Source organism: Kineococcus rugosus (genome assembly GCF_050871975.1).
GTDB lineage: Bacteria > Actinomycetota > Actinomycetes > Actinomycetales > Kineococcaceae > Kineococcus.
Genome location: NZ_JBJLSJ010000012.1, coordinates 82,153 through 107,283, shown reverse-complemented (window position 1 = coordinate 107,283; position 25,131 = coordinate 82,153). Strand labels below are relative to the sequence as shown.

Sequence of the window (25,131 nt, the reverse complement as noted above, 5' to 3'; positions counted from 1 at the left end):
GCCGGTCCCGGCCGCGGGAGCCGGTGAGCCCCGTCAGCGGGCGACCCGGCGTCCCCGGGCGGCGGGGACGGCCACGTTCGGCGTGTGCGTCGGCAGCGTCATCCGCGGGCCCCGGCGCGGCCGCGTCGCCCCGGCGAGGGCCAGCAGCTGCTGGACCCGGAACCGGTGCCCGCGGTAGCACTCGACGACCTCGGCGCAGCCGGCGTCGTCGAGGACCTCCCCCGTCAGGGCGTGGGAGACGTTCTTCGCGACGTGGTAGTCGCCGAAGCTGAAGGCGTCGGCGTGGCCGTGGGCGCGCTGGCGGACCTCCGCCGACGTCCACACCCCGACGCCGGGCAGGGACCGCAGCGCCCGGTCGGCGTCGGCCTCGGGCAGCGTCAGGGTCCGTTCCAGCCCGGCGGCGCGGGGCGCGGCGAGGATCGTCACCCTGCGGCGGCGCAGCTCCACCCCGGCCTGCAGCCACTCCCAGGACGGGATGCGGGTCCACTGCTGCGGTGTCGGCGGCAGCAGCAGACCGGCCGGGCCGGGGGCCGGTTCGCCGAAGCGCCGCACCAGCCGGCGCCACGCCGCGAACGCCTCGACGGCGGTGACGACCTGCTCCAGCGCCGAGGCGGACAGCGCCTCGAACACGGCCCGGTTGCGGCCGACGCGCCAGTGGGGGTGGGCGCGCCAGGCGTCGACGAGCGCGGGGTGCTCGGGCCGGGGCGCGAAGTCGGCCCAGGTGTCGTCGGCCGCGCCGAGGAGGTCGGGCACCCCGTCCAGCGCCCAGGCCGCGCCCGGCCCCCACGCCTGCGCGTGCACGCACGCGTCCGCCGGCCGGGCCCGCACCCGCAGCGTCACCGGGCCCAGGGGGGTGCGGGTGGCGCGCCACACGGACCCGTCCTCGTCCTGGCGCCAGGTGGGGTCGCCCGCGCCGCGCCGCAGCGACCGCAGCATCGTGGTGACGGGGACGGGGCGGCCGGGGGCCCAGCGCAGCTCCCCGTCGGGTCGGTGCGGGTCCCCTCCGGTCACGCGTCCACGGTAAGGGCGGGCGCGGCCTGCTCGGGCCGGTTCGCCGGGCGCCGGGTGGCGAGGTAGGACCCGGCCAGGACGAGGGCGAACCCGCCGAGGGTGGCCGCGGTGATCCGCTCGCCGAGGACGAGCGCGCCGGCGACGACCGCGACGACCGGGTTGACGTAGACGATCGCGGTGGCCCGCACCGGGCCGAGCTCGCCGACGAGGGCGAACAGCAGCAGGAACGCCCCGGCGGTGCAGACGACGGCGAGGGTGGCCACGGCGGCGAGCACGGGCGCGGAGGGTGCCGCGGCGGGCAGCCCGGGCCCGAGCAGGACGATCGGCACGTAGACCAGCGCGGACAGGACGAGGCTGGCCAGCACGACGGCGGGGCCGGGCAGGTCGGACAGGTGCCGGACGAGGACGGCGGGACCGACGGCGTAGCCGACGACGACGACGGCGAGCTCGGCGACCGCGCCGGCCTGCCCGGGCCCGAGGTCGAACCCGACGAGGGCGGCGACCCCGAGGGTCCCCAGCCCCAGGCCGGCCCACCCGGCGGCGCCGAGGCGCTCGGCGCGGCCGGCGAGGAGGGCGACGAGGACGCCGACGGCGGGGACGGCGCTGATGACGACGGCGGTGGTGGAGCTGTCCAGCTCCTGCTCGGCGCGGGCCAGGAACAGCCAGGGGGCGACGATCTCGAAGCCGGTGTAGGCGGCCAGCGCCGGCCAGCGGCGCAGCAGGGCGGGCAGCGCGGCCCGGACCTCCCGGCGCGCGAGCGCGACCGGGGCGAGGACGAGGGCGGCGAGCGCGGTGCGGGCCAGGACGAGCGTGGAGGGCGCGAGCTCCTCCCCGGCGACCTTGATGAGCAGGTAGGGGATGCCCCACGCGAGGCTGAGGGCGGCGAAGAGCAGGGTGGCGCGGCGGGTCACGCCCCGATGGTGCCTGGCCCGCGACCGTTCAGTCCATCTAGAGTTCTCTGATGACTCTCGACAGCGGGGACTTCACGATCGACCTGCGGCGGCTCCGCCTGCTGCGGGAGGTCGAGCGCCGCGGCACGGTCGCGGCCACCGCCTCCGCGCTGCACCTGACGCCCTCGGCGGTCTCGCAGCAGCTGGCCGGGCTGGCCCGCGACCTGGGCGTCCCGCTGCTGGAGCGGCAGGGCCGGGGGGTGCGGCTCACCGGGCAGGCCCGGGTGCTGCTCACCCACGCCGACGCCGTCGCGGCCCAGCTGGAGGAGGCGCGCGCCGACCTGCTCGCCTTCGACGCCGGGGTGGTCGGCGAGGTGCGGATCGGGACCCTGGCCAGCGCGGTGTTCGCCGTCGTCGCCCCGGCGCTGCGCCGGTTGCGGGCCGAGCGGCCCGGGTTGCGGCTGCTCGTGCGCGAGCGCGAGCCGGTGGTGGCGGTCGCGGGACTGGACAGCGGCGAGCTCGACGTCGTCGTCACCGTCGACCACCCGGCGGGTCCGCGCCGCGACGACGCCCGCTACCACCGGGTGGAGCTGCTGACCGACGTCATGGACGTGCTGCTGCCCGCCGACCACCCGCTCGCCGGCCGGGCGGAGGTGGAGCTGGGCGAGCTGGCCCGCGAGGTGTGGGTGGCCGCGGCGGCCGACGACGCCTGCACCCAGATCACCACGGGGGCCTGCGCGGCGGCGGGCTTCGCCCCGGACGTCCGCCACCACACCGCGGAGCACGACGCCCTGGCCGCGCTCGTCGCGGCCGGGGCGGGGGTGGCGCTGGTCCCCCGGCTGGCGCACCCGCTGCGGCCCGGCGGGCTGAGCGTCGTCCCCCTGGCGGGCCGACCCCCGGCGCGGTCGATCTACGCGGCGACCCGCGCCGGGCGCGGGACGGACGCGCCGACCGCGGCGGTGCTGGAGGAGCTGCGGCGGGTGGCCGCCGAGCGGCCCGACGGCACCCCCTGACAGCCCGTGACGGCCCGCCCGCGCTCAGCCCGCGAGGGGCTCGGCGCGGACCCCGAGGCCGGACAGGACACCGGTCCCGTCCTCCACGGCCAGCAGCGCGAGCAGGACGTGCACGGTGTCGACGTGGTCGTCGCCGCGGGCGGTGGCCTGGGCGAAGGTGGCCTCGAGCACCGCCCGGGCGTGGGCGTCGAACGGGATGAGGGCCGGGACGTCGGGCGAGGCCGGCGGCAGCGAGGCGCGGGCGATCCGGCGGGCCTCCCCCGGGTCGACGCCCTGGTCGGCGACCGCGCGCGCCGCGGCGCCCTCGTCGTCGGCCAGCAGGGCCAGCAGCAGGTGCGGGACGCCGATCGCGGCGTGCGAGTGCTGCCGGGCGACCTCCTGGGAGCCCACGACGACGGCGCGCGCGGCGTCGGTGAACCGGCTGAAGCCCTGGCTGGGGTCGAGGGGCCCGGGGGCGGCGGGGGTGTCGGGGTCCCGGGTGACGAACCGCTTCTGCGCGGCCTGCCGGGTCACGCCCATGCTGGCGCCGATCCGGGTCCAGGAGGCGCCGGAGCGGCGGGCCTGGTCGACGAAGTGGCCGATGAGCGCGTCGGCCACCTCCCCGAGGTGGTCGCCGAGGACGACGGCGTCGCTGAGACGGTCCAGCGGGGCGTCGTGGCGCTCGGCGATCGAGCGGATGAGGTCGTCGAGGCGGACGAGCTGGGTCGAGTCGGTCATGTGTCAACCATGCGTTGACACTGGCTCGGCGTCAACCGGTGGTTGACATCAGGTGGGCGGCGGGTCAGCGGCCGACCGGGACCACCCCGTGCAGGTGGCACGCCGCCCGGTGCGGGCCGCTGGGGACCTCCTGGAGCGCGGGGTCCACGGTCGGGCAGGGCTCGAACGCCTGCGGGCAGCGCGTGCGGAACCGGCACCCCGACGGCACCCGCGCGGCCGACGGGACGTCCCCGGTCAGCACGATCCGCTCCCGGGTGCGCTCGCGCGCCGGGTCCGGCACCGGCACCGCCGACAGCAGCGCCCGCGTGTAGGGGTGCTGCGGGTCCGCGGTGAGCTCGGCCGCCGGGGCCACCTCCACGACCCGCCCCAGGTACATGACGGCGATCCGGTCGGACAGGTGCCGGACGGCGGCCAGGTCGTGCGAGACGAACAGCAGCGTCAGCCCCAGCTCGCGCTGCAGCGACCGCAGCAGGTTCAGCACCTGCGCCTGGACGCTGACGTCCAGGGAGGCGATGGCCTCGTCGCACACGACGAAGTCGGGTTCACCGGCCAGCGCCCGCGCGATCCCGGCGCGCTGGCGCTGGCCGCCGGAGAACTCGTGCGGGTACCGGGAGGCGACCGAGGGGTCCAGCCCGACGAGCTCGAGCAGCTCGGCGACCCGCTGCGGTCGCGACCCGGCGCGCAGCCCGTGGACCTGCAGCGGTTCGGCGACGGTCTGCCCGATCGTCATCCGCGGGTCCAGGCTCGCGTAGGGGTCCTGGAACACCACGACCGCGCGCCGCCGCAGCGCCCGCAGCGCCCGCGACGACATGGCGGTCACGTCGGCGCCGTCGAACTCCACGGTGCCGCCGGTGGGTTCCACCAGCCGCAGCAGGGCGTTGCCCAGCGTCGACTTCCCGCAGCCGGACTCCCCCACCAGCCCCAGCGTCTCCCCGCGCAACACGTCGAGGTCGACGCCGTCGACGGCGCGCACGGCGCCGGCCGGTCCGCGGCGCAGCCCCTTCGAGCGGACCGGGAAGTGCACCTGCAGGTCGCGGGCCCGCACCAGCACGTCGCTCACCGCGCACCCCCCGCGCAGAACGTCGCGGCCCGGTGGGTCCCGCCCACGGCCACCAGCGGCGGCTGCTCGGTCGCGCACCGGGCGTCCCGGACGGGGCAGCGCGGGTGGAACACGCACCCCGGCGGCAGGTCCGTCGGCGGCGGCGGCGTCCCGGCGATCGCCACCAGGTCGGACCCGGGTTCGTGCAGCGACGGCAGCGACCCCAGCAGCCCCCGCGTGTACGGGTGGGTGGGGGCCTGGAACACCTCGTCGACGGAACCGTCCTCCACGCAGCGGCCGCCGTACACGACCAGGACCCGGTCGGCGGTCCCGGCGACGACACCGAGGTCGTGGGTGATCCACACGACCCCGGTGCCGTGCTCGGCCTGCAACCGGGCGACGAGGTCGAGGATCTGCGCCTGGACGGTGACGTCGAGCGCGGTCGTCGCCTCGTCGGCGATGAGCAGCTGCGGCGACCCGGCGAGCGCGATGGCGATGACGACGCGCTGGCGCATCCCCCCGGACAGCTCGTGCGGGTACTTCGACAGCACCCCGCGCGGGTCGGGCAGCCCGACGTCGGCGAGCAGTTCGGCGGCCCGTTCCCGCGCCGCCCGCTTCGAGCCGACCGCGCGGTGCGCGAGCAGCCCCTCGGTGACCTGCCGGCCGATCGTCAGGACCGGGTTCAGCGACGTCATGGGGTCCTGGAACACCGTGCCGATCCCGTTGCCGCGCACCGTGCGCAGTTCGGCCTCCGACATCGCGACGAGGTCGCGGCCGGCGAAGCGGGCGGTCCCCCTGACGCGGGCGTGCCCGGGCAGCAACCCCAGCAGCGCCAGGGCGGACACGCTCTTGCCGCTGCCGGACTCCCCCACGACGGCGACGGTCTCCCCCGCGGCCACCGTGTAGCTCAGCCCGTTGACGATGTGCGCGGTCCCCCGGGCGGTGTCCATCGACACCCGCAGGTCGTCGACCTCCAGCACGTTCACGGTTTCCTCCTCCGTCCGGCCGGGTTCCGCTTCCCCGCCTGCAGCGCGCTGCGCTGCTGCGGGTCCAGCACGTCGCGCAGCCCGTCGCCGAGCAGGTTGAACGCCAGCACGAGCAGGACGATCGCCAGGCCGGGGAACACCGCGATCCACCAGGCGAGGTCGATGTAGCCGCGTCCCTCGGACAGCATCCGGCCCCAGCTGGGGTCCGGCGGCTGGGTCCCCAGCCCGATGAACGACAGCGCGGCCTCGGCGAGGACCGCGAACGCCAGGCTCACCGACGTCTGCACGATGATCGGCGGCGCCGCGTTCGGCAGGACGTGCCGGAACAGCAGCCGCCGGTTCGAGGCGCCGATGGACCGCGAGGCCCGGACGTACACGGTCTCGCGCACCCCCAGCACGGCCGAGCGGGTGACCCGGGCGAACACCGGCGTGTACGTGATGCCGATCGCGATCATCGCGTTCGTGGTGCCCGGCCCGAGGATCGCGATGACCGCGATCGCCAGCAGCATCGCCGGGAACGCGAACAGCACGTCCATCAGCCGCATGAGGACGGTGTCGACCCAGCGGCCGTAGAACCCGGCGAACAACCCGACGAGGACCCCGGCGACCAGGGAGAAACCCACCGCGACCGCCCCGACCTGCAGCGACACCTTCGCGCCCAGCACCACCCGGGACAGGACGTCGCGGCCGAGGTCGTCGGTGCCGAACCAGTGCCCGGGGCCGGGGGCCTGCAACCGGGCCTGCACGTCGACCTCGTTGGCCCCGGTGGGGGCGAGCTGGTCGTCGAGCAGCGCGACGACGACCACGACGAGCAGCACGACCGCGCCGAACAGCGCCGGCGGGGACGACAGCAGCAGCTTCAGGCCGTCGAGGAACCCGTTGCTGCGCGGGCGCACGGACACGCCGCCGGCCGCCGCGGCCGGGGCGCTCACGAGCCGATCCTCGGGTCGAGCTTGGAGTACAGGAGGTCCACCACCAGGTTCAGGACGAGGAACACGAACGCGAACAGCAGCACCGCGCCCTGCAGGACCGGGTAGTCCCGCGCCTGCACCGCCTGCAGGGCCAGCTGCCCCAGCCCCGGCCAGGCGAACACGATCTCCACGACGACGACCCCGGACAGCAGGTACGCCAGCTGCACGCCCGTCACCGTCACCAGCGGCAGCAGCGCGTTGCGCAGGACGTGCCAGTTCAGCACGGCCCGCGGCCCGAGCCCCTTGGCCCGCGCGGTGCGGACGTGCTCGGCCGACAGCGCCTCCAGGACGCTGGAGCGGGTGAACCGGGTGAGGACGCTCCCGGACACCAGCCCGGTCGTGACGGCGGGCAGCACCAGGGACCGGGCCCACCCCGCCGGGTCCTCGCCGAACGGGACGTACCCGCTGGCCGGGAACCAGCCGAGGGTCCCGGCGAAGACGAGGATGAGCATGATGCCCATCCAGAACTCCGGGACGGAGATCCCGATCTGGGACAGGACCGTGCCGGCCCCGTCGAGGAACGAGCGGGGCCGCAGCGCCGACGCGGTGCCCAGCGGCACCGCGATGAGCAGCGCCACCAGGATCGAGGCCGCGGCCAGCGACGCGGTCGCGGGCAGCCGTTCCAGGATGAGCACCGTCACCGGGTCCCCCGAGCGGAAGCTCACCCCCAGGTCACCGGTGACCGCGTTCCCGATCCAGGAGAGGAACTGCGTCACGACGGGCTGGTCGAGCCCGGCGCGCTCGCGCAGCGCGTCGTACGTCGACTGGTCGAACCGGGTGCCCAGCGCGAGCCGGATCGGGTCCCCCGGGACCAGGTGCACCAGGGCGAACGTCGCGACGGCGACCCCGAGCAGGACGACGACGGCCTGCAGGGTGCGGCGCACCGCCACGCCCGTCACGACGGCAGCGCCACGGTGTCGAAGTTCACCGCCCTGTCGGCCCGCACCTCGTACCCGGTGATCCCGGGTTCCCAGACCTGCACGACGTCGGGGTTGTAGAGGTACAGGTACGAGACGTCGTCGACGATCTGCTTCGCCGCCTGGTCGTACAGCGACTTGCGGGTGGCCCGGTCGGGCTCCACGGCGGCGCGGTCGAGCAGGTCGTCGGTGACGAGGCTGGAGTACCCCTGGTAGTTGTTCGGGCCGCCGGTGCGGTGCTGCTCCTCGTAGAAGTCGGCGGGGTCGAGGTTCGCGAGCCACCCGAGCATGAACGCGTCGAAGTCGCCGCGGCCCTGCCGGTCCAGCCACGTCGCGAGGTCCTCGGTCTGGATCTCGACCTGCACCCCGATCGCCTCGAGCTGGCTGGCGATGACCTGCGCGGCCGTGACCGTCTCGGGGTACTCGGAGGTGACCATGAGGCCCATCGTGAGCGGGGTGGTGACCCCGGCCTGCTGCAGCAGCTGCTTCGCCTGGTCGACGTCGGTCTCGAAGGGCGCGTACTCGTAGTACCACTCGCTGTCCTGCGGGATCGCCGTCTGGTTCACCCGGGCGGTGTCGAACCGCGCGGCCTCGGTGATGGCCTCGCGGTCCAGGGCGAACGCGATCGCCCGCCGGACCTCCACCCGGTCGAACGGCGCCTTCGCGCAGTTCATCGCCAGGTACCAGTAGTCGACGCTGGCGACCTGCCCGAGTTCCACGGCGTCGTCCTCGGCGAGCGCGGCGACCCGCTGCGGCGGGACGTTGTCGGTCCACTGCACCTGGTCGGTCGTCAGCCCGGTCAGCGCGGCGGCCGGTTCGGTGATGAACCGGAACGTCACCCCCTCCAGCGCGGGCGCCTGCCCCCAGTAGCCGTCGAAGCGCTCCAGGGAGATCTCGCTGGGCGAGGACCCCTGGAGGGTGAACGGCCCGGTGCCCACGGCCTTCGTCGCCAGGGACGCCTCGTCGACGCCCTCGGGGACGATCGCCACCCCCTTGAACCCGCCGAGGCGGGACAGCAGGTTCGGCGTCGGCCTGGACAGCGTCAAGACGACGTGCGTGTCGTCGGGGGCGCTGACGCCGGTGACGGTGGCGAACTTCGCGGAGTTCGCGAGCTCCTGGTCGATGATGCGGCGGTAGGAGAACACGACGTCGGCGGCCGTGAACGGCTTGCCGTCGTGGAACGTGACGCCCTCGGCGAGGGTGAACGTCCACGTCAGGCCGTCGGGGCTGGTCTCCCAGGACGTCGCCAGCGAGGGCTGCATCGACAGGTCGTCGGCGGAGGGGACGACGAGGGTGTCGTAGACGTTCTCCAGCACCTGGAAGCTCGCGTACGCGGTCGTCTTGTGCGGGTCGAGCTGGTCGGGCACGGCGCTGATCGCGGCGACGAACGCGCCGCCGCCCCCGGCCGAGCCCTCGTCCCCGGTGCCGGTGTCGACCCCCTCCCCGGCGCTGCACCCGGCCGCCACGACGAGCGGGGAGGCGGCGAGGGACGTGAGGACAGCTCTGCGGCGCATGGCGATCAGCTCCGGTCGGTCGAGGTCGAGGACGCGTGCCGACGGCTCACCCTGCCGAGAACGGCCCGGCGGCGCCATCCCCTCCGTCGGCGCGTCGCGCTTCGTGACCAGTTCGACACCTGACGGCGATCGAGGGACCGGAGGGTCTCAGCGGGTGCGGCGGACCTCGGCGCGGTGCCCGGCGAGGGCCGCGAACGCCAGCACGAGGTCCGAGACCGTCAGCAGCACGCGCGACCCCAGCACCACGACCGCCGCCGCCCCCGAACCGGTCGCGAGGGCGACCACCGCGCCCAGGACGAGCTCGCGGGCCCCGGCGCCCGCGGGGGCCAGGACGACCAGGAACCCCACCAGCCACGCCACGGCGTACCCGCCGACGGCCAGGGCCAGGGTCGGGCCCGCCGACCAGTCCGACCCGACGGCGCGGGTGAGCACGAAGACCTGCAGGCCCACGGCCACCCACGACGCCATCGCCCAGCCCGCCGAGGCGAGCAGCCCGGCGACCGTGACGCGGTGCTCCAGGGGTTCCTGCCGGGCCAGCCGCAGCAGCACCCGCAGCAGCGGGTTGAGGACCCGCGGGACGAGCAGCACCAGCAGCAGCGGCGCGAGCCAGCGCAACCAGCTCGTCCACTCCCACCCGGTGATCCGCTGCCCCTGCAGGGCCAGCGGCAGGACGCCGGTGACCAGCAGCCCGGCCGTCGTCATCGACACCAGCAGCGCCACGGCCAGCGCCGACCCCGTCCGGCGGCGGGGGACGCCGTGGTCCTTGGCCAGCTCGGCCTGCGCGACGAACTGGAACACCGTGCCGGGGATGTACCGGCCGAGCTGGCCGACGAAGAACACCCGGGCCGCCGCGCCCGCCGGCAGCGGCGACCCGAGGTCGGCGAGCACCGCCCGCCACGACGCCCCGGACAGCGCGACGTTGGCCAGGGACAGCAGCAGCGCCAGCAGCACCGCGCCCGCGTCGAGCCGGGACCAGGCGTCGGCGATGGCGGCGCGGTCGCGCACGACGTAGGCGACCGCCAGCGCGAGCGCCACGAGGAGGAAACCGGCCCGCAGGACGGGCGAGCGCAGGACGGCGAGGACCCGGGAGAGCACTCAGCGCCGCACGAACGTCAGCAGGACGAACGTGTAGTCCAGCCCGGTCCGCTTCCAGTGCACCGGCCGCTCGGGGTGGGCCAGCACCTCGTCGGTGAGCTCCCCCACGAGGTCGAGGCCGACCCGGGCGGCCAGCGCGACGAGGTCGCGCAGGTCGGCGGGCGAGAAGATCTTCACCGGGGCGCCGTAGGCGGTGACGCCCGTCGTGTCCGGCGGGTCCTGGTCGTAGTCGGTGGACAGCGCCAGCACCCCGCCGGGCCGCAGGACCCGGGCGGTCTCGGTGAGGAACCCCGCGATCGGCACCCCGTGCTCGATGACGGACATGCACGTCACGGCGTCCAGCGAGCCGTCGGGCAGGCCGGTGTCGGTGACGTCCCCGCGGCGGAACTCCACCCCGTCGCGGTGCACCGTGGAGCCGAACTCCAGGTTGATGCCTGCCAGCGAGCCCCTCTGGCGGCCCAGGCCGTACAGCCGCAGCCAGGGCAGGACCGGGGAGTACCGCGCGGACCCGGCGTCCAGGACGCGGGCGGTGCGCGACCCGTCGTCGGCCAGCGTCAGGACGGCGGCGACGGCGCCGAGGGCGTCCCAGTTCTTCGGGGCGTCCGGGTGCGCGGGCAGCCGCAGCCGCGCGGTCTGCGCGACGGCGTCGGCGACCTCGGCGGCGTCGTGCAGGACACCGGTGCGGGGCACGCCGGAGGGGACGGGGCGGGCGGCGGGGGCGGCCCCCAGCCGCCGCTGCGCGAGCTGCTCACCGACGCGGCGCTGCACGCCGACCCGGGCCCACAGGGCGTGCTCGGCACCGCGCTTGGCGACGGCCAGCAGCCGGCCACCGGGTGGGGCGGCGGCCGTCCCGCCGGCCGCGGCCTCGTCGACGGCCGCGAGGTAGGCGTCCCAGGGCGCCTCCAGGTCGGGGGCCTCGACGTTGTCCCGCAACGTCTTCAGCCCACCGTCGCCGAGGCTGAGGACGGCCCGGGCCAGCGCGGCGGGGCTGCCGGGCTCCACGAGGAGCCCGTCGACGCCGTCGCGGACCTGCGCCGGGAACGACCCGACGCGGGTCGCCACCACCGGCAGGCCGTGGGCGAAGGCGAGGACGGCGTTCTGGGAGGCCGTGCCGGACCGGTAGGGCAGGACGACGGCGTCGTGGGCGGCCATCAGCGCGGGGATCTCCGCGGCCGGGACGTACCCCTCGCGCAGCTCCACGTGGCCGCGCATCCCGGGGGCGGAGGCGAGCTCGCGGACGCGGCGGCCCGCGGCCCCCCACAGCTCGCCGGCGATGGTCAGGCGGGCGTCGAAACCGCGCTGGTGGACCTCGGCGAGGGCCTCCAGCAGCAGGTCCAGGCCCTTGTACTCGCGGACCACGCCGAGGCTGAGCAGCCGGACGCCGCCGTCGCGCGGGACCCGGGACCCCGGTTCGCCCTCCAGGCGGGGACCGCCGGGCAGGTGCGGGGGCAGGTCGGCCTGCACGACGCGGCGGGCGCCGTGCGCGTGGGCCAGCGCGGCCTGGCCGTCGGAGTGCACGACGACCCCGTCGACGGCGGCGAACAGCCGGTCCACGAGGAGCTCGTCACCGGGGTTCGGCTCGTGGGGCAGGACGTTGTGCGCGACGACGACCGTGCGGGCGCTGGAGCGGGCCGAGCGCATCGCGGCCAGGACCGTGAGCAGCGCCGGGACCTGCAGGGGCACCACGTGGGCCAGGACGACGAGGTCGGCCTGCGCGATCCGGCGGCCGGTGCGCCACCACGACGCCGGGGACGACCACGACAGCGGCCGCACGGTCGGGGTGAACTCGGGGACCTCGGGGGCGGGGTCGGGCAGCTGCACCTCCCCCGGGTACAGCAGCTCGGGGTACAGCTTGTGCCAGGACACGAGCTTCACCTCGGCGCCGGGGTCCTGCGCCAGGTGGCGGGCCAGCTCGGTGGTGTGGACCGCGATCCCGCCCTTGCTGGGGTGCGCCGGGCCCAGCACCACGACCCTGCGTCGGGTCACGCGCTGTCCCGCGAGCGCACCACGAGGTCGGCCAGCAGGGCGACGGCGCCCACCAGCAACCCGGAGACCAGCAGCAGCACGGTGTTCGCCGGGAAGTAGAACGGGTGGCGCACCATGTCGACGACCCCCTTGAGGAAGCCGATGCCGAACAGCCCCAGCGCCAGCGGCATGAGGACCCGCAGCGGCTCGAAGTACATGATCATCCGCAGCACCTGGAGGATGTACCGGTAGGCGTCCTTGGTGAAGTGGAACTTCGACTTCCCCGCCCGCTTGGCGTACGCCGTCGGCACGTACTTGATGTCGTGCTGGTTGCACAGGAACGACAGCGTGATCGTCGTGACGCAGGAGAACCCCGCGGGCAGCAGCCGCAGGTACGGAAGCGACACCGACTTGCGGAACGCGCGCAGGCCGGAGTTCAGGTCGGGGATGCGCTGGCGGGCCAGGACCTCGGCGACCTTGCGGATCACGAACTTCGCGGGGACCCGCAGCGCCTTGTGCGACCCCTCCTCGGTCGTGCGGGCGCCGACGACCTGGTCGTAGGAGTCGTCCTCCAGCAGCACCCGCACCAGCTCGGGGATGCGCTCGTTCTCGTACGACATGTCCGCGTCGGTCCACACGACGATCTCGCCGCGGGCCATCTGGGTGCCGATGCGCCGGACCGTGCCGGAGCCGCCGTTGCGCCGGAACGCCACGACCCGCAGGTGCGGGTACTCGTGCTCGACCGAGCGCAGCACCTTCAGGGTGTCGTCGGTGGAGCAGTCGTCGACGGCGAGCAGCTCGTACGGCATGCCGTCGTCGTCCATCACCTTGGTGATGCGCTGGATCTCCAGCAGGACGTGCGCCTCCTCGTTGTAGCAGGGCAGCACGATCGTGGCGACGGGGGCTGGTCCGCTCAGGGGCTGGACCTCATCTTCGACAGGCATGGCGCGCTGAGCTTACCCACCGGCGGGGCCGGTCCCGGGGAGCGAACGCGACCGGGCACCGCGGCGCGGCGGGCGGGGGTGGGGGCTCAGGGGGCGGCGGGCGCCGGGCCGGTCACGACGCGCACGTCGATGCGCTGCACGCCGTCGGGGCGCTCCTCCAGGACCCGCTCGTCCTCGGTGGTGCGCAGCAGCACGACCGTGCGGGGGTCGGCGACCCCGAGCCGGGTGAGCACGTCGACGGGGTCGGTGTCGCCGCCGGCGGCGACGAGGACGGGGTTGCCGCCGGCGTCGCGGACCCGCTGCGCGGCCCGGTCCACGGCCGAGCGCAGCGCGGCCCAGTACTCCGCCGTCCCGGCCCGCCCCTGCGCGGTGGGCACGACGACCGAGGCGGCGGGGACGCCGCAGCTGCCGCGCAGGACCTGCGGCCACTCGTTGCGGGAGCGGGGGTCGACGGCGAGGGCGACGTCACCGGGCGCGAAGCTCGCGCAGACCCGCGCGACGGCGGTGGGCTGGCCGACCTCGGTGCGCTGGGCCGCCACCGGCAGCGTCGCGGCGGCGGCGGGCACGACGAGCAGCACCACGGCCAGCGCGACCCGCAGGCCGGTGAGGCGCTGGGCGGCGTAGCGGTCCACGACCCAGCGGCAGGCCGCGACGGCGAGGACCACGACGGCGGGCAGCGCGACGACGACGAACCGGCGGTCGGCCCACGGGTGGTCGGGGGTGATGCCGGGGCGGTACAGCGTCAGCAGGGTCGCGCCGAGCGCGACGACGTACGGCGCCGTCCACACCGGCAGCGGGCCGCGCCCCTGGACGCCGCGGACCAGCCGCGGCAGCGGCGCGACGGCCGCGGCCCCGGCGAGCAGCACCGCGGGCCAGCCCAGGTACCAGGCGATCCAGTCGACCGAGTGCTCGGCGTAGGTGCGGCCGCCGTCGACGGTGAGCCCCTGGGCCAGCTGCAGCCCGGCGACGAGCTTGCTGCCGGAGTCCTCGGGGTCCTGCCGCACGACCAGCCACAGCGGGCGGCTGGCCAGCGCGAGGAGGACGACGGCGAGCGCGGCGGCCAGGACGGGCCCGAGCCGGTCGGAGACCAGCCACCGGCGCCGGGCCAGGACCCCGGCGCGGGCCAGGCGGGCGACCACGACGCTCAGCCCGGCGAGCAGCACCAGACCGGCGACCAGCGGCAGCAGCGACCCGGCGATGGTCCCCAGGTAGGGCCGGGAGGTGGCCAGCGCGGCGAGGACGGCGAGCGCGGAGCTGAGGGCGGTGGCGGTGAGCAGGGCGCGGGCGCCGGGGTGGCGGACGACGAGCAGGACGGCCAGGACGGGCACCAGGACGGCGACCTCGCGCAGGAAGTCGATGCGGACGAACCCGCAGGCGCCGACGAGCAGGCCGGCGCCGCCGCCGAGGCGGGCGGCGGTGCGGCCGGTGGCGGGGACGAGCGCGACGAGCAGCGACGCGGCGCCGACGAGGACGAGCAGCGCGGGCGGCTCGGAGTAGGTGGAGCGGTTGGCGTGCAGGACGGGCTGGGCGATCGCGAGGACCGCGGCGGCCAGCGGGGCCCAGCGGGGCCCGACGAGGCGGGCGGTGAGGCCGGCGACGGCGAGGACGCCGAACCCGCCGAGGACCGCGGGCACCAGGAACATCCCGGTCCAGCCGCCGGCCCAGTCCCCGAAGGAGTACAGGGCGGGGGCGCCGAGCAGGAACTGCGGGACGACGTGGTCGCCGACCTCGTAGAAGGCGGGCGAGGCGAGGGTGAGGTTCGGGTCGGCGAGGGCGGCGGCCCCGCCGAGGGCGTCGAGGGAGGGGTCGACGGGCAGCCCGTGGTGGGTGGCGAGGTGGTGGGCGTAGTTGGCGACCGACCCGGCGTCGCGGCGCAGGACGACGTGCTCGGCGCGGGTGAGGGCGGCCCACGCGCCGGCGGCGACGGCGATCGCGGCGCTGCCCGCGGCGGGCCACCAGCCGGCGGCGACGACGGGGGTGCCCCAGGCGAGGCGGCCGGCGAGGGCGGCGACGACGACGGCGACGGGGACGGCCACGGCCGGGGTCCACAGGTCGACGAGCACCAGGGGGACGGCGACCGCGGTGACGGCGGCGACCGCGGCGGCGAGGACCACGGGGACCCTCGTCAGGAGTACCCCTGCGGCGGACGTCCCGGTGCTGCTCACGCCGGGAGAACCTACAGTGACGCCGTGCTCCCCGTGTTGCGTCGGCTGCTGGACGACGACCCCACCGCCCCTCGCCTCACCTGGTACGCGAGCGACTACGCGAGCAGCGGTGAGCGGGTGGAGCTGTCGGCCCGGGTGCTGGCGACGTGGGTGTCGAAGACGGCGAACCTGCTGGAGGAGGAGTTCGAGGTGGGCCCGGGGTCGGTCGTGGCGATCGACCTCCCGACCCACTGGCGGACCCCGGTGTTCCAGCTCGCGGCGTGGTCGACGGGGGCGGCGGTGCGCACGGGCGCGGACCGGTCCGCGGACGTGCTGGTCTCCAGCTCGGTGGAGGCGCTGGAGCGCGACGGGTCGGTGGAGCGCGTCGCGGTGTCGCTGGCCCCGCTGGCGGTGGGCTTCGGCGCGCCGGTGCCGGCGGGGGTCCTGGACTACGCGCGGGTCGTCACCGGGTACGGCGACACCCACTCCCCCCTGCAGGCCCCCGGCCCGGAGGACCCGGCGCTGGAACTGCCGGACGGTTCGGCGCTGTCCCACGCCGCGCTGGCGGCCGCGGCGGCGCGGGCCGGGGAGGGCTGGCCGGTGGGGGTGCGGCTGCTCACCGACACCGCGCCGGGCGACGTGGTGCGCGGGCCGCTGGCGGCGTGGGCGCGCACGGGGTCGGTGGTGCTGACCCCGGACGTGGCGCTGCTGCCCGAGCGGGTCGTGGCCGCCGAGCGCACCACCGCCGTCCTCACCGGGTAGTGCGCCGGGCCGCGCACGTCCTGGTCCTGCTGGTCGCCACGGTCGTCGCGACGGGGCTCCTGGGCCGGCTCGGGCTGCCGTCGCCGGCGTTGTTCGCGGGGCTGGCCGCCGGTCTGGCCGACGCCCTGGTGAGCCGGCGCCCGGTGACGCTGCCGGCGCGGGCGGGCACGGCGGGGCAGGCGGTCGTCGGGGTCACCATCGGCACGCTCGTGCAGCTGTCGACGCTGTCGGCGCTGGGCGCGCACTGGCTGCCGGTGCTGGCCGTCACGGTCGGGACGCTGGCGCTGAGCCTGGGGACGGGCTGGCTGCTGGGCCGGCACCGGGACGTGGACGCGGTGACGGGTGCGTTCGCGCTGGTCGCGGGCGGGGCCAGCGGGCTGGTCGCCATCGCGCGCCAACTCGGGGCGGACGAGCGGGTCGTGGCGGTCGTGCAGTACGTGCGGGTCCTGCTGGTCGTGCTGTCGCTGCCGGTGGTCCTGAACGTGGTGTTCGGCGTGCGGACCGCCCCGGCGGCGGGCCCGGCGGACGACTGGCCCGCGGGGATCGCGCTGGTCGTGGTGTGCGGGGTGGCGGGGCCGTGGCTGGGCCGGTGGGCGCGCCTGCCCGCGCACACCCTGCTGGGCCCGCTGCTGCTGGCCGCGCTGGCCTCGCTGACGGGCCTGAGCGGCGGGGCGGGGGTCCCCGGCCCGGTCCAGGAGGTGGCGTACGCCCTCATCGGGTTGCAGATCGGGTTGCGGTTCACCCGCTCCAGCCTGGTGACGGTGGCGCGGGTGCTGCCGGCGGCGCTGGGGCTGATCGTGGCCGGGGTGCTGGGCAGCGCCGGCCTGGGGGTGGCGCTGTCGCGGGTGACGGGTCTGCCGCTGCTGGACACCTACCTGGCGACCACGCCGGGCGGGTTGTACGCGGTGCTGGCCGCGGCCGTCGGCGCCGGTGCGGACGCGACGTTCGTGCTGGCGGTGCAGGTGCTGCGGCTGCTGGTGATGCTGCTGGCCGCCCCGGTGCTGGCGAGGGCGCTCTCCCGGGGCCGGTGACCGCCACCTGTAGGGTTCGGCGCAGGGGGGATCAGCGATGACCGTGCACGGGATCAGCGTCACCGTCTTCGTGGTGCTCGCGGTCGCGGGTTCCGCCCTGTGCCTGCTCTCGTTCGTCGTCGACGGGTTGTTCGAGGCGCTCGACCTGGACCTCGCCGGGGGTTTCCTGTCCCTGACGTCGCTGACGGGCGGGATCGCGCTGTTCGGCCTGGCGGCCACCCTCGCGCAGCTGTCGTTCGGCTGGACGACGGTGCAGGCCAGCGGTTTCGGCGCCGTGGTCGGCGCCGCGACGATGGCCGGGGTCGGGGCGCTGGTGCGGACGCTGCGCCGGGAGGGACCCGAGGTGCGCGAGAGCATCGTGGGCGCGCGCGGGTACGTGACGACCCCCGCGGCGAACCCGGGTTCCTTCGGCGAGGTGAACCTGCTGCTGCACGGCACGACCGTGAAGCGCAGCGCCGTCAGCGACGTCGCCCTGGTCCGCGGAGCCGCCGTCGAGGTCGTCGCGCAGGTCTCCGCGACGGCCGTGCGGGTCGCGCCCCTGCCCTGAGCCGTTCCACCGCACCACCTACGAGAGGACACCCCGTGGAGTTCGTGACGCCCGCCGTCATCCTCGTCGCCGCCGCCGTGGTCGTCGTGCTGCTGCTGGCCGTCGCGGTCGTGCGGCGCTACCGCATCGCCGGCCCGAGCGAGGCGTTCATCATCACCGGCAAGAAGGGCCAGCCGGTCACGAACCCCGAGACGGGGAAGGTCTCCACCGACCTGTCCGGGCAGAAGGTCGTCATGGGCGGGGGGATCTTCGTCCTGCCGTTCGTGCAGCAGGCGTACACGCTGTCGCTGGCCTCGCGGCGGATCTCGGTGCAGATCCGCGGGGCGGTGTCCGCCAAGGGCATCCGGCTGAACCTCGACGGCGTCGCCATCATCAAGGTCGGCGGCACCGAGGACTCGGTGCGCGCCGCGGCGCAGCGGTTCCTGCACCAGCAGGACGAGATCGAGTCCTTCACCCAGGAGGTGCTCGCGGGGTCGCTGCGGTCCATCGTCGGCACCCTGACGGTCGACGAGATCATCCGCGACCGCGCCGCGTTCGCCTCCCGGGTCGCCGAGGAGGCCGAGACGTCGCTGACGAACCAGGGCCTGGTGCTGGACACGTTCCAGATCCAGGACGTCACCGACGACGTGAACTACCTGCGGGACCTGGGCCGGCCCGAGGCCGCGGTCGCCGCGCAGAACGCCGCGATCGCCGAGGCGAACTCGCAGCAGGAGTCCCAGCAGGCCGAGGCCCGCGCGCAGGAGAAGATCTCCGCCGCCCAGCGCGACCTGTCGCTGCGGCAGGCCGAGTTCAAGGCCGAGACCGACACCGCCCAGGCCCGCGCCGCGGCCGCCGGCGTCCTGGCCAAGGCGGCCCGCGACCAGGAGGTCCTCGTCGAGCAGGAACGCGTCGCGCAGCGCCAGGCCGCCCTGACCGAGCGCCAGCTCGACACCGAGGTCCGCAAGCCGGCCGACGCGCGCCGGTACGACGCCGAGCAGCAGGCGCAGGCCCGCCGGAACTCGGAGATCTTCGAGGCGGAGGCGAAGAAGGCGTCCGACATCGCCAACGCCGAGGCCGACGCCCGCCGGGTGGAGCTGTCCGCGACGGCGGAGTCGAACCGCATCAAGCTCGCCGCCGAGGCCGACGCCCAGCGGGTGCGGCTGGCCGGCCAGGCCGAGCTGGACCGCCGGACCGCGCTGGCGACGGCGACCCGGCTGGAGGGTGAGGCCGAGGCGGCCGCCACCCGGGCCCGCGGTGAGGCCGAGGCCGAGACGATGCGGCTGCGCGCGGAGGCGTTCGAGCAGTACGGCGAGGCCGCGGTCGCGCAGATGGTCGTCGACGTGCTGCCCCGGGTGGCGCACGAGCTGGCCGCGCCGATGTCGGCGATCAGCGACCTCACGGTCATCTCCACCGACGGCGCCTCGCAGCTGTCGCGGCAGGTCGGCACGAACCTCACCGAGACCCTGGAGATCGTGAAGCGGACGACGGGGCTGGACGTGCAGGAGCTGCTGGCCAACCTCACCGGCCGGACGCCCGCCCCGGCCCCGGCCCCCGCCCCCGCCCGGCCGGCGGGCCCGGCGGGCCCGGTGGTCCCCGGGGAACCGGTCGGCTGATTGAACCGGTCGCGCGGGGGTAGGTCCCCCGCGTGACCTCCACCACCTCAGCGCCGCCCAGCCCGGGCCTGCGGCGCGCCATCAGCGGCAAGCTGCTCTTCCTGTTCATCCTCGGCGACGTGCTCGGGGCGGGCATCTACGCCCTCGTCGGCAAGCTCGCCGGGCAGGTGGGCGGGGCGATCTGGGTGCCGCTGCTGGTGGCCCTGGTCCTGGCGCTGCTGACGGCGTCGTCGTACGCCGAGCTCGTCACGAAGTACCCCAAGGCCGGCGGGGCGGCCGTGTTCGCCCAGCGCGCGTTCGGCCGCCCGATCGTCTCCTTCCTCGTCGGGTTCTCCATGCTGGCCGCCGGCGTGACGAGCGTGGCGGGGCTGGCGCTGGCGTTCTCCGGGGACTACCTCGGCGCCCTCGTCGACGTGCCGCCGCTGCCGGCCGCGCTGGTGTTCCTCACCCTGGTCGCCCTGCTCAACGCGCGCGGCATCAAGGACTCGCTGCGCGCGAACGTGGTGATGACCGTCGTGGAGGTCGGCGGGCTGCTGCTGATCGTGGCGCTGGCGGCCGTCGTGCTCGGCCGCGGCGACGGCTCGCCGGGGCGGGTGCTGGAGTTCTCCCCCGACCAGTCGCCGGTCGCGGGGATCCTCGCCGCGGCGGTCCTGGCGTTCTACTCCTTCGTCGGGTTCGAGACGTCGGCGAACGTCGCCGAGGAGGCGGTCGACCCGGCCCGCACGTACCCGCGGGCGCTGTTCGGCGGGCTGGCCGTCGCCGGGGTGGTCTACGTCCTCGTCGGGCTGGCCGTGTCCACCGCCGTCGCCCCCGCGCAGATCGCCGGGTCCGACGGCCCGCTGCTGGAGGTCGTCCGCGTCGCCGACGTCGGCCTGCCCGGCTGGGTGTACTCCCTCGTCGCGCTGATCGCCGTCGCCAACGGCGCCCTGCTCACCGCCATCATGTGCAGCCGCCTGACCTACGGGATGGCCACCGAGGGGCTGCTGCCGCCGGTGCTGGCCCGGGTGCTGCCCGGCCGCCGCACGCCGTGGGTCGCGATCGTCGTCACGACGCTGGTGTCGATGGCGCTGGTGGTCAGCGGCGACCTCGAGACGCTCGCCGCGACCGTCGTCCTGCTGCTGCTCGTCGTGTTCATCAGCACCAACGTCGCGGTGCTGGTGCTGCGCCGCGACGCCGTCGAGCACCGGCACTTCCGCGCCCCCACCGCGCTGCCGGTGCTGGGGGTCGTGGCCTGCGTGGGGCTGCTCACCCAGCAGGAGGCCGGGGTGTGGCTGCGCGCGGCGATCCTGCTGGCGGTGGGCGCGGTGCTGTTCCTCCTCACCCGGCGGGCGTCCCGGGCGACGCCGCAGCCAGCCGCCCCGCACCGCTGACCGTCACCGGGTGCTCGGCCGCCGTCACGAACGCCGACTCCCCCTGCGTCAGCTCCAGCGACCCCGCCGCCGAGGTGAGCCGCACCCGGCCCTCCAGGACCAGGACCGACCGCGGCACCGCGCGCTCCCAGGTGCTCTCGGCCCGCACCGCCAGGACGGTCAGCGCGAAGTCCGGCAGCGGGCAGAACACCTGCTCGTCCGCCGAGACCACCCGGGGCTCCAGCAGCGGCGGCGGCAGCTCGCGGAAGTCCAGGACGTCCAGCAGCTCGGGGACGTCGACGTGCTTGGGGGTCAGCCCGCCGCGCAGCACGTTGTCCGAGCTGGCCATGAGCTCGACGCCCGTGCCGCTCAGGTAGGCGTGGACGTTGCCGGCGGGCAGGTACAGCGCCTCCCCCGGCGCCAGGCGCACCTGGTTCAGCAGGACCGAGACGAGGACCCCGGGGTCGCCGGGGTGGTGCCCGGCGAGCTCGGCGACGCACTGCGCGGAGGGGTCGTCCAGCGGGGCGCACGCCCGCGCGACCGCCTCGACCAGCGGGGCGACCGCCTCGCCGGGCGCGGTCAGCAGCAGCCGCGTCGCCTCCCGCAGCGCGTCCGGCCCGGCCAGGGCGGCGAGCAGGCGGTCGAACAGGTCGCGCGCGGCCGCCGGCAGCGCCGGCAGCTCCAGCCCCGCCAGCAGCTCCCGCGCCGCGGCGGGCGAGCGGAAGCCGGCCATCGCGGCGAACGGCTCCAGCGCGAACAGCAGCTCGGGCTTGTGCGAGGTGTCCTTGTACAGCCGGTGCGGGGCGTCCAGCGGGACCCCCGCGGCCTCCTCCTCGGCGAACCGGCGCGCGGCCGTCCCGGCGTCCGGGTGGGCCTGCAGCGACAGCGGCGCGGCCGCGGCGAGGACCTTCAGCAGGAACCCCAGCCGGTCCCCCGGGGCGGCGCCCTCGCCCAGGAACTCCCGCGGCGAGGCCGCGACGAGGTCGTCCAGGCGGGCCCCGTCGGCCAGCGACGGCGCCGAGGGGTGCGCACCGATCCACACCTCCGCCTGCGGGCGGCCGTCCGGTTCGCGGCCGAGCAGCCGCGGGATCGACGTCGTCGACCCCCACGCGTAGGGCTGAACGGTGTTCGTCAGTCTCAGCACACGGCCGAGGCTACGGGGTGGGCGCTGGGTAGGGTCGGGCCCATGAGCGTTCTCGTGACGGGCGGTGCCGGCTACATCGGGTCCCACGTGGTGCGGCTGCTGCAGCAGCGCGGCACCGACGTCGTGGTGGTCGACGACCTGTCCAACGGCCGCCCCGAGCGCGTCGGCGACGCCCCCGTCGTCCAGGTCGACCTGGCCACCGACGCCGCCGTCCCGGCCCTCACCGCGGCCGTCGCCGAGCACGGCGTCGAGGCCGTGATCCACTTCGCGGCCCGCAAGCAGGTCGGGCAGTCCGTCGCCGAACCCGCCCGCTACTGGTCGCAGAACGTCGGCGGCACCGCGAACCTGCTGCTGGCCATGGAGGCCGGCAAGGTCGACCGGCTCGTGTTCTCCTCCTCCGCGGCCACCTACGGCGCCCCCGGCTCGGCCGTCGTGCGCGAGGACGGCCCGGCCGAGCCCATCAACCCCTACGGCCAGACCAAGCTCGTCGGGGAGTGGATGACCCGGGCCGCCGGGCGCGCGTGGGGCCTGCGGTCGGCCAACCTGCGCTACTTCAACGTCGCCGGCGCCGGGTGGGACGACCTGGGCGACACGGCCGTCATGAACCTCATCCCCATCGTGTTCTCCGCGCTCGACGCCCAGCAGGCGCCCGCCGTCTTCGGCGACGACTACCCGACCCCGGACGGGTCCTGCATCCGCGACTACGTGCACGTCCTGGACCTGGCCCAGGCCCACCTCGCGGCCCTGGACCACCTGGCCACCGACGACCGCCCCCACGACACGTTCAACGTGGGCACCGGCCGGGGCGCCTCCGTCTTCGAGGTCCTCGCCGAGGTCCGCGCCGTCACCGGCGTCGACGTCGAGCCCGTCGTCCACGCCCGCCGCGCCGGGGACCCCCCGCAGCTGGTCGCCGACGTCGAGCGCATCACCACCACCCTGGGCTGGCGGGCCACCCGGGACCTGCACGAGATCGTCACCAGCGCCTGGAGCGCCTGGCACCGCTGACCGCTCACCGCCTCGGCGCGGTCGGGCGCCGACCGGCGCGCTTGCTAGGGTCGAGCCCTGTGATCGACGCCCTCGGGAACCCCTCCTCCGTCCTCCTGCTCGGGGGCACGTCCGACATCGGCCTCGCGATCGTGGAGCGCCTCAGCCCCGAGCGCCCCGTCCGGGTCACCCTGGCCGCGCGGCCGGGGCCGCGGCGCGAGGAGGCCGTCGACCGGCTGCACCGGCGCGGGCACGAGGTGCGCACCGTGGACTTCGAGGCCACCGACCTCGCCTCGCACGCCGGGGTCGTGGCGGAGGCGTTCGCGGCCGGGGACGTCGACGTGACCGTCCTGGCCTTCGGGGTGCTCGGCGACAACGAGGTGTCCTGGCAGGACGCCGACGCCGCGGTGCAGGTCGCGACGGTCAACTACACCGCCCCGGTCAACCTCGGGGTGCACCTCGCGGACCGCCTCAAGGTGCAGGGCCACGGCGTGCTGGTGGCGCTGTCGAGCGTCGCCGGGGAACGCGCCCGCCGCTCCAACTTCGTCTACGGCTCCTCCAAGGCCGGCTTCGACGCCTTCTTCACGGGCCTGCGCGAGGCGCTGCGCCCCAGCGGGGTGCGGGTCGTCGTCGTGCGTCCCGGCTTCGTCACGACGAAGATGACCCAGGGGCTGGACAAGGCCCCGCTGTCCGTGTCCGCAGAGCAGGTCGCCGAGGTGGCCGTCGACGCCGTCCGCAGCGGCAAGGAGACCGTGTGGGCCCCCGAGCCCATGCGGTGGGTGATGTCGGCGCTGCGCCACGTGCCGGCGCCCGTCTTCCGCAAGCTGCCCCTCTGAGGTCCGGCAGCGCCCTGAACCGCACCGGGAACCGCACCGAGAACAGCGAGGTCACCCTGTCGAGCACGCACGCCCGACCCGCCAGGGCCGTGGTCCCCGCCGCCCGGCACCGCCCGGGCCAGGTCGCGCCGCGACCGGCCCGCCGGCTGCCGGACCTGCTCGTGGGCCTCGGTGCCGTCGTCGCGGGGGTCGTCGTGTTCTCCTGGCGGCTGGGCACCCCCAGCCCCTGGCGCGACGAGGCCGTCACCATCGCGGTGGCCTCGCGCACGACCGAGCAGATCTGGGCGCTCGTGCAGGACGTCGACCTCGTCCACGCCCCGTTCTACTTCCTGGCCCACGCCCTGTTCGGCGCCGACGTCGACATCGTGCAGGCCCGCGCGATCTCCGTGGTCGCCGCCGCCCTGACCGCCCCGCTGCTGCACGGGGTGGGGCGCCGCCTGGCCGCCGGGGCCGTCGGGCCGGGCACCGCCCGCTGGGTGGGCGCCACCGCGGCCGCGCTGTTCATCTCGATGCCGTTCGTCAGCCGGTACGCCCAGGAGGCCCGGCCGTACGCCCTCGCGACGCTGGTGGCCACGCTCGGGACGTACCTGCTGGTCCGCGCCTCCACGGCGCCGGCGGCCCGCCGGCGGGCCTGGCTGACCGGGTACGCCGCCTCCGTCCCGCTGCTCGTCGCGCTGAACACCGTCGCGGTCCTCGTCCTCGTCGCGCACGCCGGCTGGGCGCTGGCCGCCGGCCGCCGCACCTTCCGGCGCAGCGCGGTCGCCGCCGTGGCCGGGCTGGTGGTCTCGGTCCCGCTGCTGCTGGCCCAGGACGCCCAGAGCGGGCAGGTCGCGTTCCTGCAGCGCCCCACCGTCGCCGAGCTCGGCGGGCACGTCGTCTTCGCCCTGGGGTCCTCGGCGGTCGCGGTCGTGGTGGCCGCGCTGGTCGCGGTCGTGGCGGTGTGGCGGGCGCGGGCCCGCCGGCTCGTCCTCGTCGGGCTGCTGTGGGGCGTCCTGCCGTGGCCGCTGCTGTGGACGATCTCGCAGGTCACGCCGTTCTGGACGACGCGCTACCTCGTCTTCGTCGCCCCCGGGACGTGCCTGCTGCTGGCCTCGGTCGTCACGGTGGCGCTGCGCCGGCGGCTCGCGCCGGCCCTGGCCGTGGCCCTGGTCGCCGTGGTGGGCGTGACGGGCGTGCACATGCAGTTCGTCTTCCGCTCCCCCACCATCGGGCACGCCGAGGACCTCAAGGGCACGGCCGCCTACGTCGCCGCGCACGCCCGCGCCGGCGACGGGCTGCTGTTCCTGCCCGACGGCGAGTACCGCTACCGGGTCCTGACCCAGCTGTACCCGGAGGCCTTCGAGCGGCTCGACGACCTCGCCCTGGAGCGGTCGGCCACCGAGTCGTCGACGCTGGTGGGGACCACCGTCGACGCGACCCGGCTGTGGCGGCAGCTGGCGGGCGTGGACCGGGTCTGGGTCATCGGCGGGGTCGGTCCCGTGGTGACGAAGACGCCCGCCGACCGCGAGACGAAGCGGCTGCTGAACGAGGGCTACCAGCTGGTCTCGACCGAGGAGAAGCGGGCGTTCAGCGTCCGGCTGTACGTCCGGGCCGACCCCGCGCCGAACCCCACCGGTCCCACCGGTCCCTGACGCCGCACCCGTCACGGCATTTACAACCCTTGCACTGATCCCCTACGTT

The 25,131-nt window shown here is 75.8% G+C and carries 22 protein-coding genes; 9 read left to right on the top strand and 13 right to left on the bottom strand.

The window, feature by feature from the left end; all coding sequences use genetic code 11:
- Positions 1–33: 33 nt before the first annotated feature.
- Both ACRYM6_RS08985 and ACRYM6_RS08980 read right to left on the bottom strand, forming a co-directional pair.
- Positions 34–936 carry a DNA-3-methyladenine glycosylase family protein gene (locus ACRYM6_RS08985; protein WP_432542539.1) on the bottom strand — a complete coding sequence of 301 codons (903 nt, stop codon included), beginning with the start codon at positions 934–936 and terminating at the stop codon, positions 34–36.
- A 71-nt stretch (positions 937–1,007) separates the two neighbouring features.
- Positions 1,008–1,922: a DMT family transporter gene (locus ACRYM6_RS08980; RefSeq protein ID WP_432542512.1), complete on the bottom strand. Its 915-nt coding sequence runs from the start codon at positions 1,920–1,922 to the stop codon at positions 1,008–1,010.
- A 50-nt stretch (positions 1,923–1,972) separates the two neighbouring features.
- Between ACRYM6_RS08980 and ACRYM6_RS08975 the strand changes: the two genes are divergently transcribed.
- Positions 1,973–2,914, top strand: coding sequence for a LysR family transcriptional regulator (locus ACRYM6_RS08975; protein ID WP_432542511.1), 942 nt, complete (start codon positions 1,973–1,975; stop codon positions 2,912–2,914).
- A 24-nt stretch (positions 2,915–2,938) separates the two neighbouring features.
- Here the strand turns inward: ACRYM6_RS08975 and ACRYM6_RS08970 are convergent, their stop codons facing one another.
- The 10 genes from ACRYM6_RS08970 to ACRYM6_RS08925 form a co-directional block, all read right to left on the bottom strand.
- Positions 2,939–3,631, bottom strand: a complete 693-nt coding sequence (locus tag ACRYM6_RS08970) for a Clp protease N-terminal domain-containing protein (protein WP_432542510.1) — start codon at positions 3,629–3,631, stop codon at positions 2,939–2,941.
- Positions 3,632–3,695: 64 nt separating this feature from the next.
- Positions 3,696–4,709, bottom strand: coding sequence for an ABC transporter ATP-binding protein (locus ACRYM6_RS08965; protein ID WP_432542538.1), 1,014 nt, complete (start codon positions 4,707–4,709; stop codon positions 3,696–3,698).
- Positions 4,688–5,620, bottom strand: a complete 933-nt coding sequence (locus ACRYM6_RS08960) for an ABC transporter ATP-binding protein (RefSeq protein WP_432542537.1) — start codon at positions 5,618–5,620, stop codon at positions 4,688–4,690. Before ACRYM6_RS08960 ends, ACRYM6_RS08965 begins: the two co-directional genes overlap by 22 nt.
- A gap of 32 nt (positions 5,621–5,652) precedes the next feature.
- A complete protein-coding gene (locus tag ACRYM6_RS08955) occupies positions 5,653–6,558 on the bottom strand; it encodes an ABC transporter permease (protein WP_432542536.1) in 906 nt (301 codons plus the stop codon).
- Positions 6,559–6,584: 26 nt separating this feature from the next.
- Positions 6,585–7,526, bottom strand: coding sequence for an ABC transporter permease (locus ACRYM6_RS08950; protein WP_432542509.1), 942 nt, complete (start codon positions 7,524–7,526; stop codon positions 6,585–6,587).
- Positions 7,523–9,058, bottom strand: coding sequence for an ABC transporter substrate-binding protein (locus tag ACRYM6_RS08945; RefSeq protein WP_432542508.1), 1,536 nt, complete (start codon positions 9,056–9,058; stop codon positions 7,523–7,525). The genes ACRYM6_RS08950 and ACRYM6_RS08945 overlap by 4 nt, the downstream gene beginning before the upstream one ends.
- 147 nt (positions 9,059–9,205) lie before the next feature.
- Positions 9,206–10,153, bottom strand: coding sequence for a lysylphosphatidylglycerol synthase domain-containing protein (locus ACRYM6_RS08940; RefSeq protein ID WP_432542507.1), 948 nt, complete (start codon positions 10,151–10,153; stop codon positions 9,206–9,208).
- On the bottom strand, positions 10,154–12,139 hold the full coding sequence (locus ACRYM6_RS08935) for a glycosyltransferase (RefSeq protein WP_432542506.1): 1,986 nt from the start codon (positions 12,137–12,139) through the stop codon (positions 10,154–10,156).
- Entirely contained in the window at positions 12,136–13,062 is a 927-nt protein-coding gene (locus ACRYM6_RS08930; protein ID WP_432542505.1) for a glycosyltransferase family 2 protein, read from the bottom strand. The genes ACRYM6_RS08935 and ACRYM6_RS08930 overlap by 4 nt, the downstream gene beginning before the upstream one ends.
- 86 nt (positions 13,063–13,148) lie before the next feature.
- On the bottom strand, positions 13,149–15,176 hold the full coding sequence (locus ACRYM6_RS08925) for a hypothetical protein (protein ID WP_432542504.1): 2,028 nt from the start codon (positions 15,174–15,176) through the stop codon (positions 13,149–13,151).
- A gap of 75 nt (positions 15,177–15,251) precedes the next feature.
- Here ACRYM6_RS08925 and ACRYM6_RS08920 point away from each other — a divergent pair, with 75 nt between their 5' ends.
- From ACRYM6_RS08920 to ACRYM6_RS08900, 5 genes are read left to right on the top strand one after another with little or no spacing between them, the layout of a single operon-like run.
- Positions 15,252–15,968: a TIGR03089 family protein gene (locus ACRYM6_RS08920; protein WP_432542503.1), complete on the top strand. Its 717-nt coding sequence runs from the start codon at positions 15,252–15,254 to the stop codon at positions 15,966–15,968.
- The gene (locus ACRYM6_RS08915) at positions 15,968–16,999 is read left to right on the top strand and encodes an AbrB family transcriptional regulator (protein ID WP_432542502.1); all 1,032 of its coding nucleotides are present in this window, start codon (positions 15,968–15,970) and stop codon (positions 16,997–16,999) included. The genes ACRYM6_RS08920 and ACRYM6_RS08915 overlap by 1 nt, the downstream gene beginning before the upstream one ends.
- A gap of 37 nt (positions 17,000–17,036) precedes the next feature.
- Entirely contained in the window at positions 17,037–17,546 is a 510-nt protein-coding gene (locus ACRYM6_RS08910; protein WP_432542501.1) for a hypothetical protein, read from the top strand.
- A gap of 44 nt (positions 17,547–17,590) precedes the next feature.
- The gene (locus ACRYM6_RS08905; protein WP_432542535.1) at positions 17,591–19,138 is read left to right on the top strand and encodes a flotillin family protein; all 1,548 of its coding nucleotides are present in this window, start codon (positions 17,591–17,593) and stop codon (positions 19,136–19,138) included.
- 32 nt (positions 19,139–19,170) lie between these two features.
- Positions 19,171–20,508, top strand: a complete 1,338-nt coding sequence (locus tag ACRYM6_RS08900) for an APC family permease (RefSeq protein WP_432542500.1) — start codon at positions 19,171–19,173, stop codon at positions 20,506–20,508.
- On the opposite strand, the gene manA is transcribed toward ACRYM6_RS08900, so the two are convergent.
- On the bottom strand, positions 20,456–21,631 hold the full coding sequence (gene manA, locus ACRYM6_RS08895; protein WP_432542499.1) for a mannose-6-phosphate isomerase, class I: 1,176 nt from the start codon (positions 21,629–21,631) through the stop codon (positions 20,456–20,458). The genes ACRYM6_RS08900 and manA overlap by 53 nt on opposite strands.
- Before the next feature lie 42 nt (positions 21,632–21,673).
- On the opposite strand from manA, the gene galE reads away from it, so the two are divergent.
- The 3 genes from galE (at position 21,674) to ACRYM6_RS08880 (ending at position 25,082) form a co-directional block, all read left to right on the top strand.
- Positions 21,674–22,636, top strand: coding sequence for a UDP-glucose 4-epimerase GalE (gene galE, locus ACRYM6_RS08890; protein WP_432542498.1), 963 nt, complete (start codon positions 21,674–21,676; stop codon positions 22,634–22,636).
- 59 nt (positions 22,637–22,695) lie between these two features.
- The gene (locus ACRYM6_RS08885) at positions 22,696–23,451 is read left to right on the top strand and encodes a decaprenylphospho-beta-D-erythro-pentofuranosid-2-ulose 2-reductase (RefSeq protein ID WP_432542497.1); all 756 of its coding nucleotides are present in this window, start codon (positions 22,696–22,698) and stop codon (positions 23,449–23,451) included.
- 89 nt (positions 23,452–23,540) lie between these two features.
- Positions 23,541–25,082, top strand: coding sequence for a glycosyltransferase family 39 protein (locus ACRYM6_RS08880; RefSeq protein ID WP_432542496.1), 1,542 nt, complete (start codon positions 23,541–23,543; stop codon positions 25,080–25,082).
- Positions 25,083–25,131: the final 49 nt, after the last annotated feature.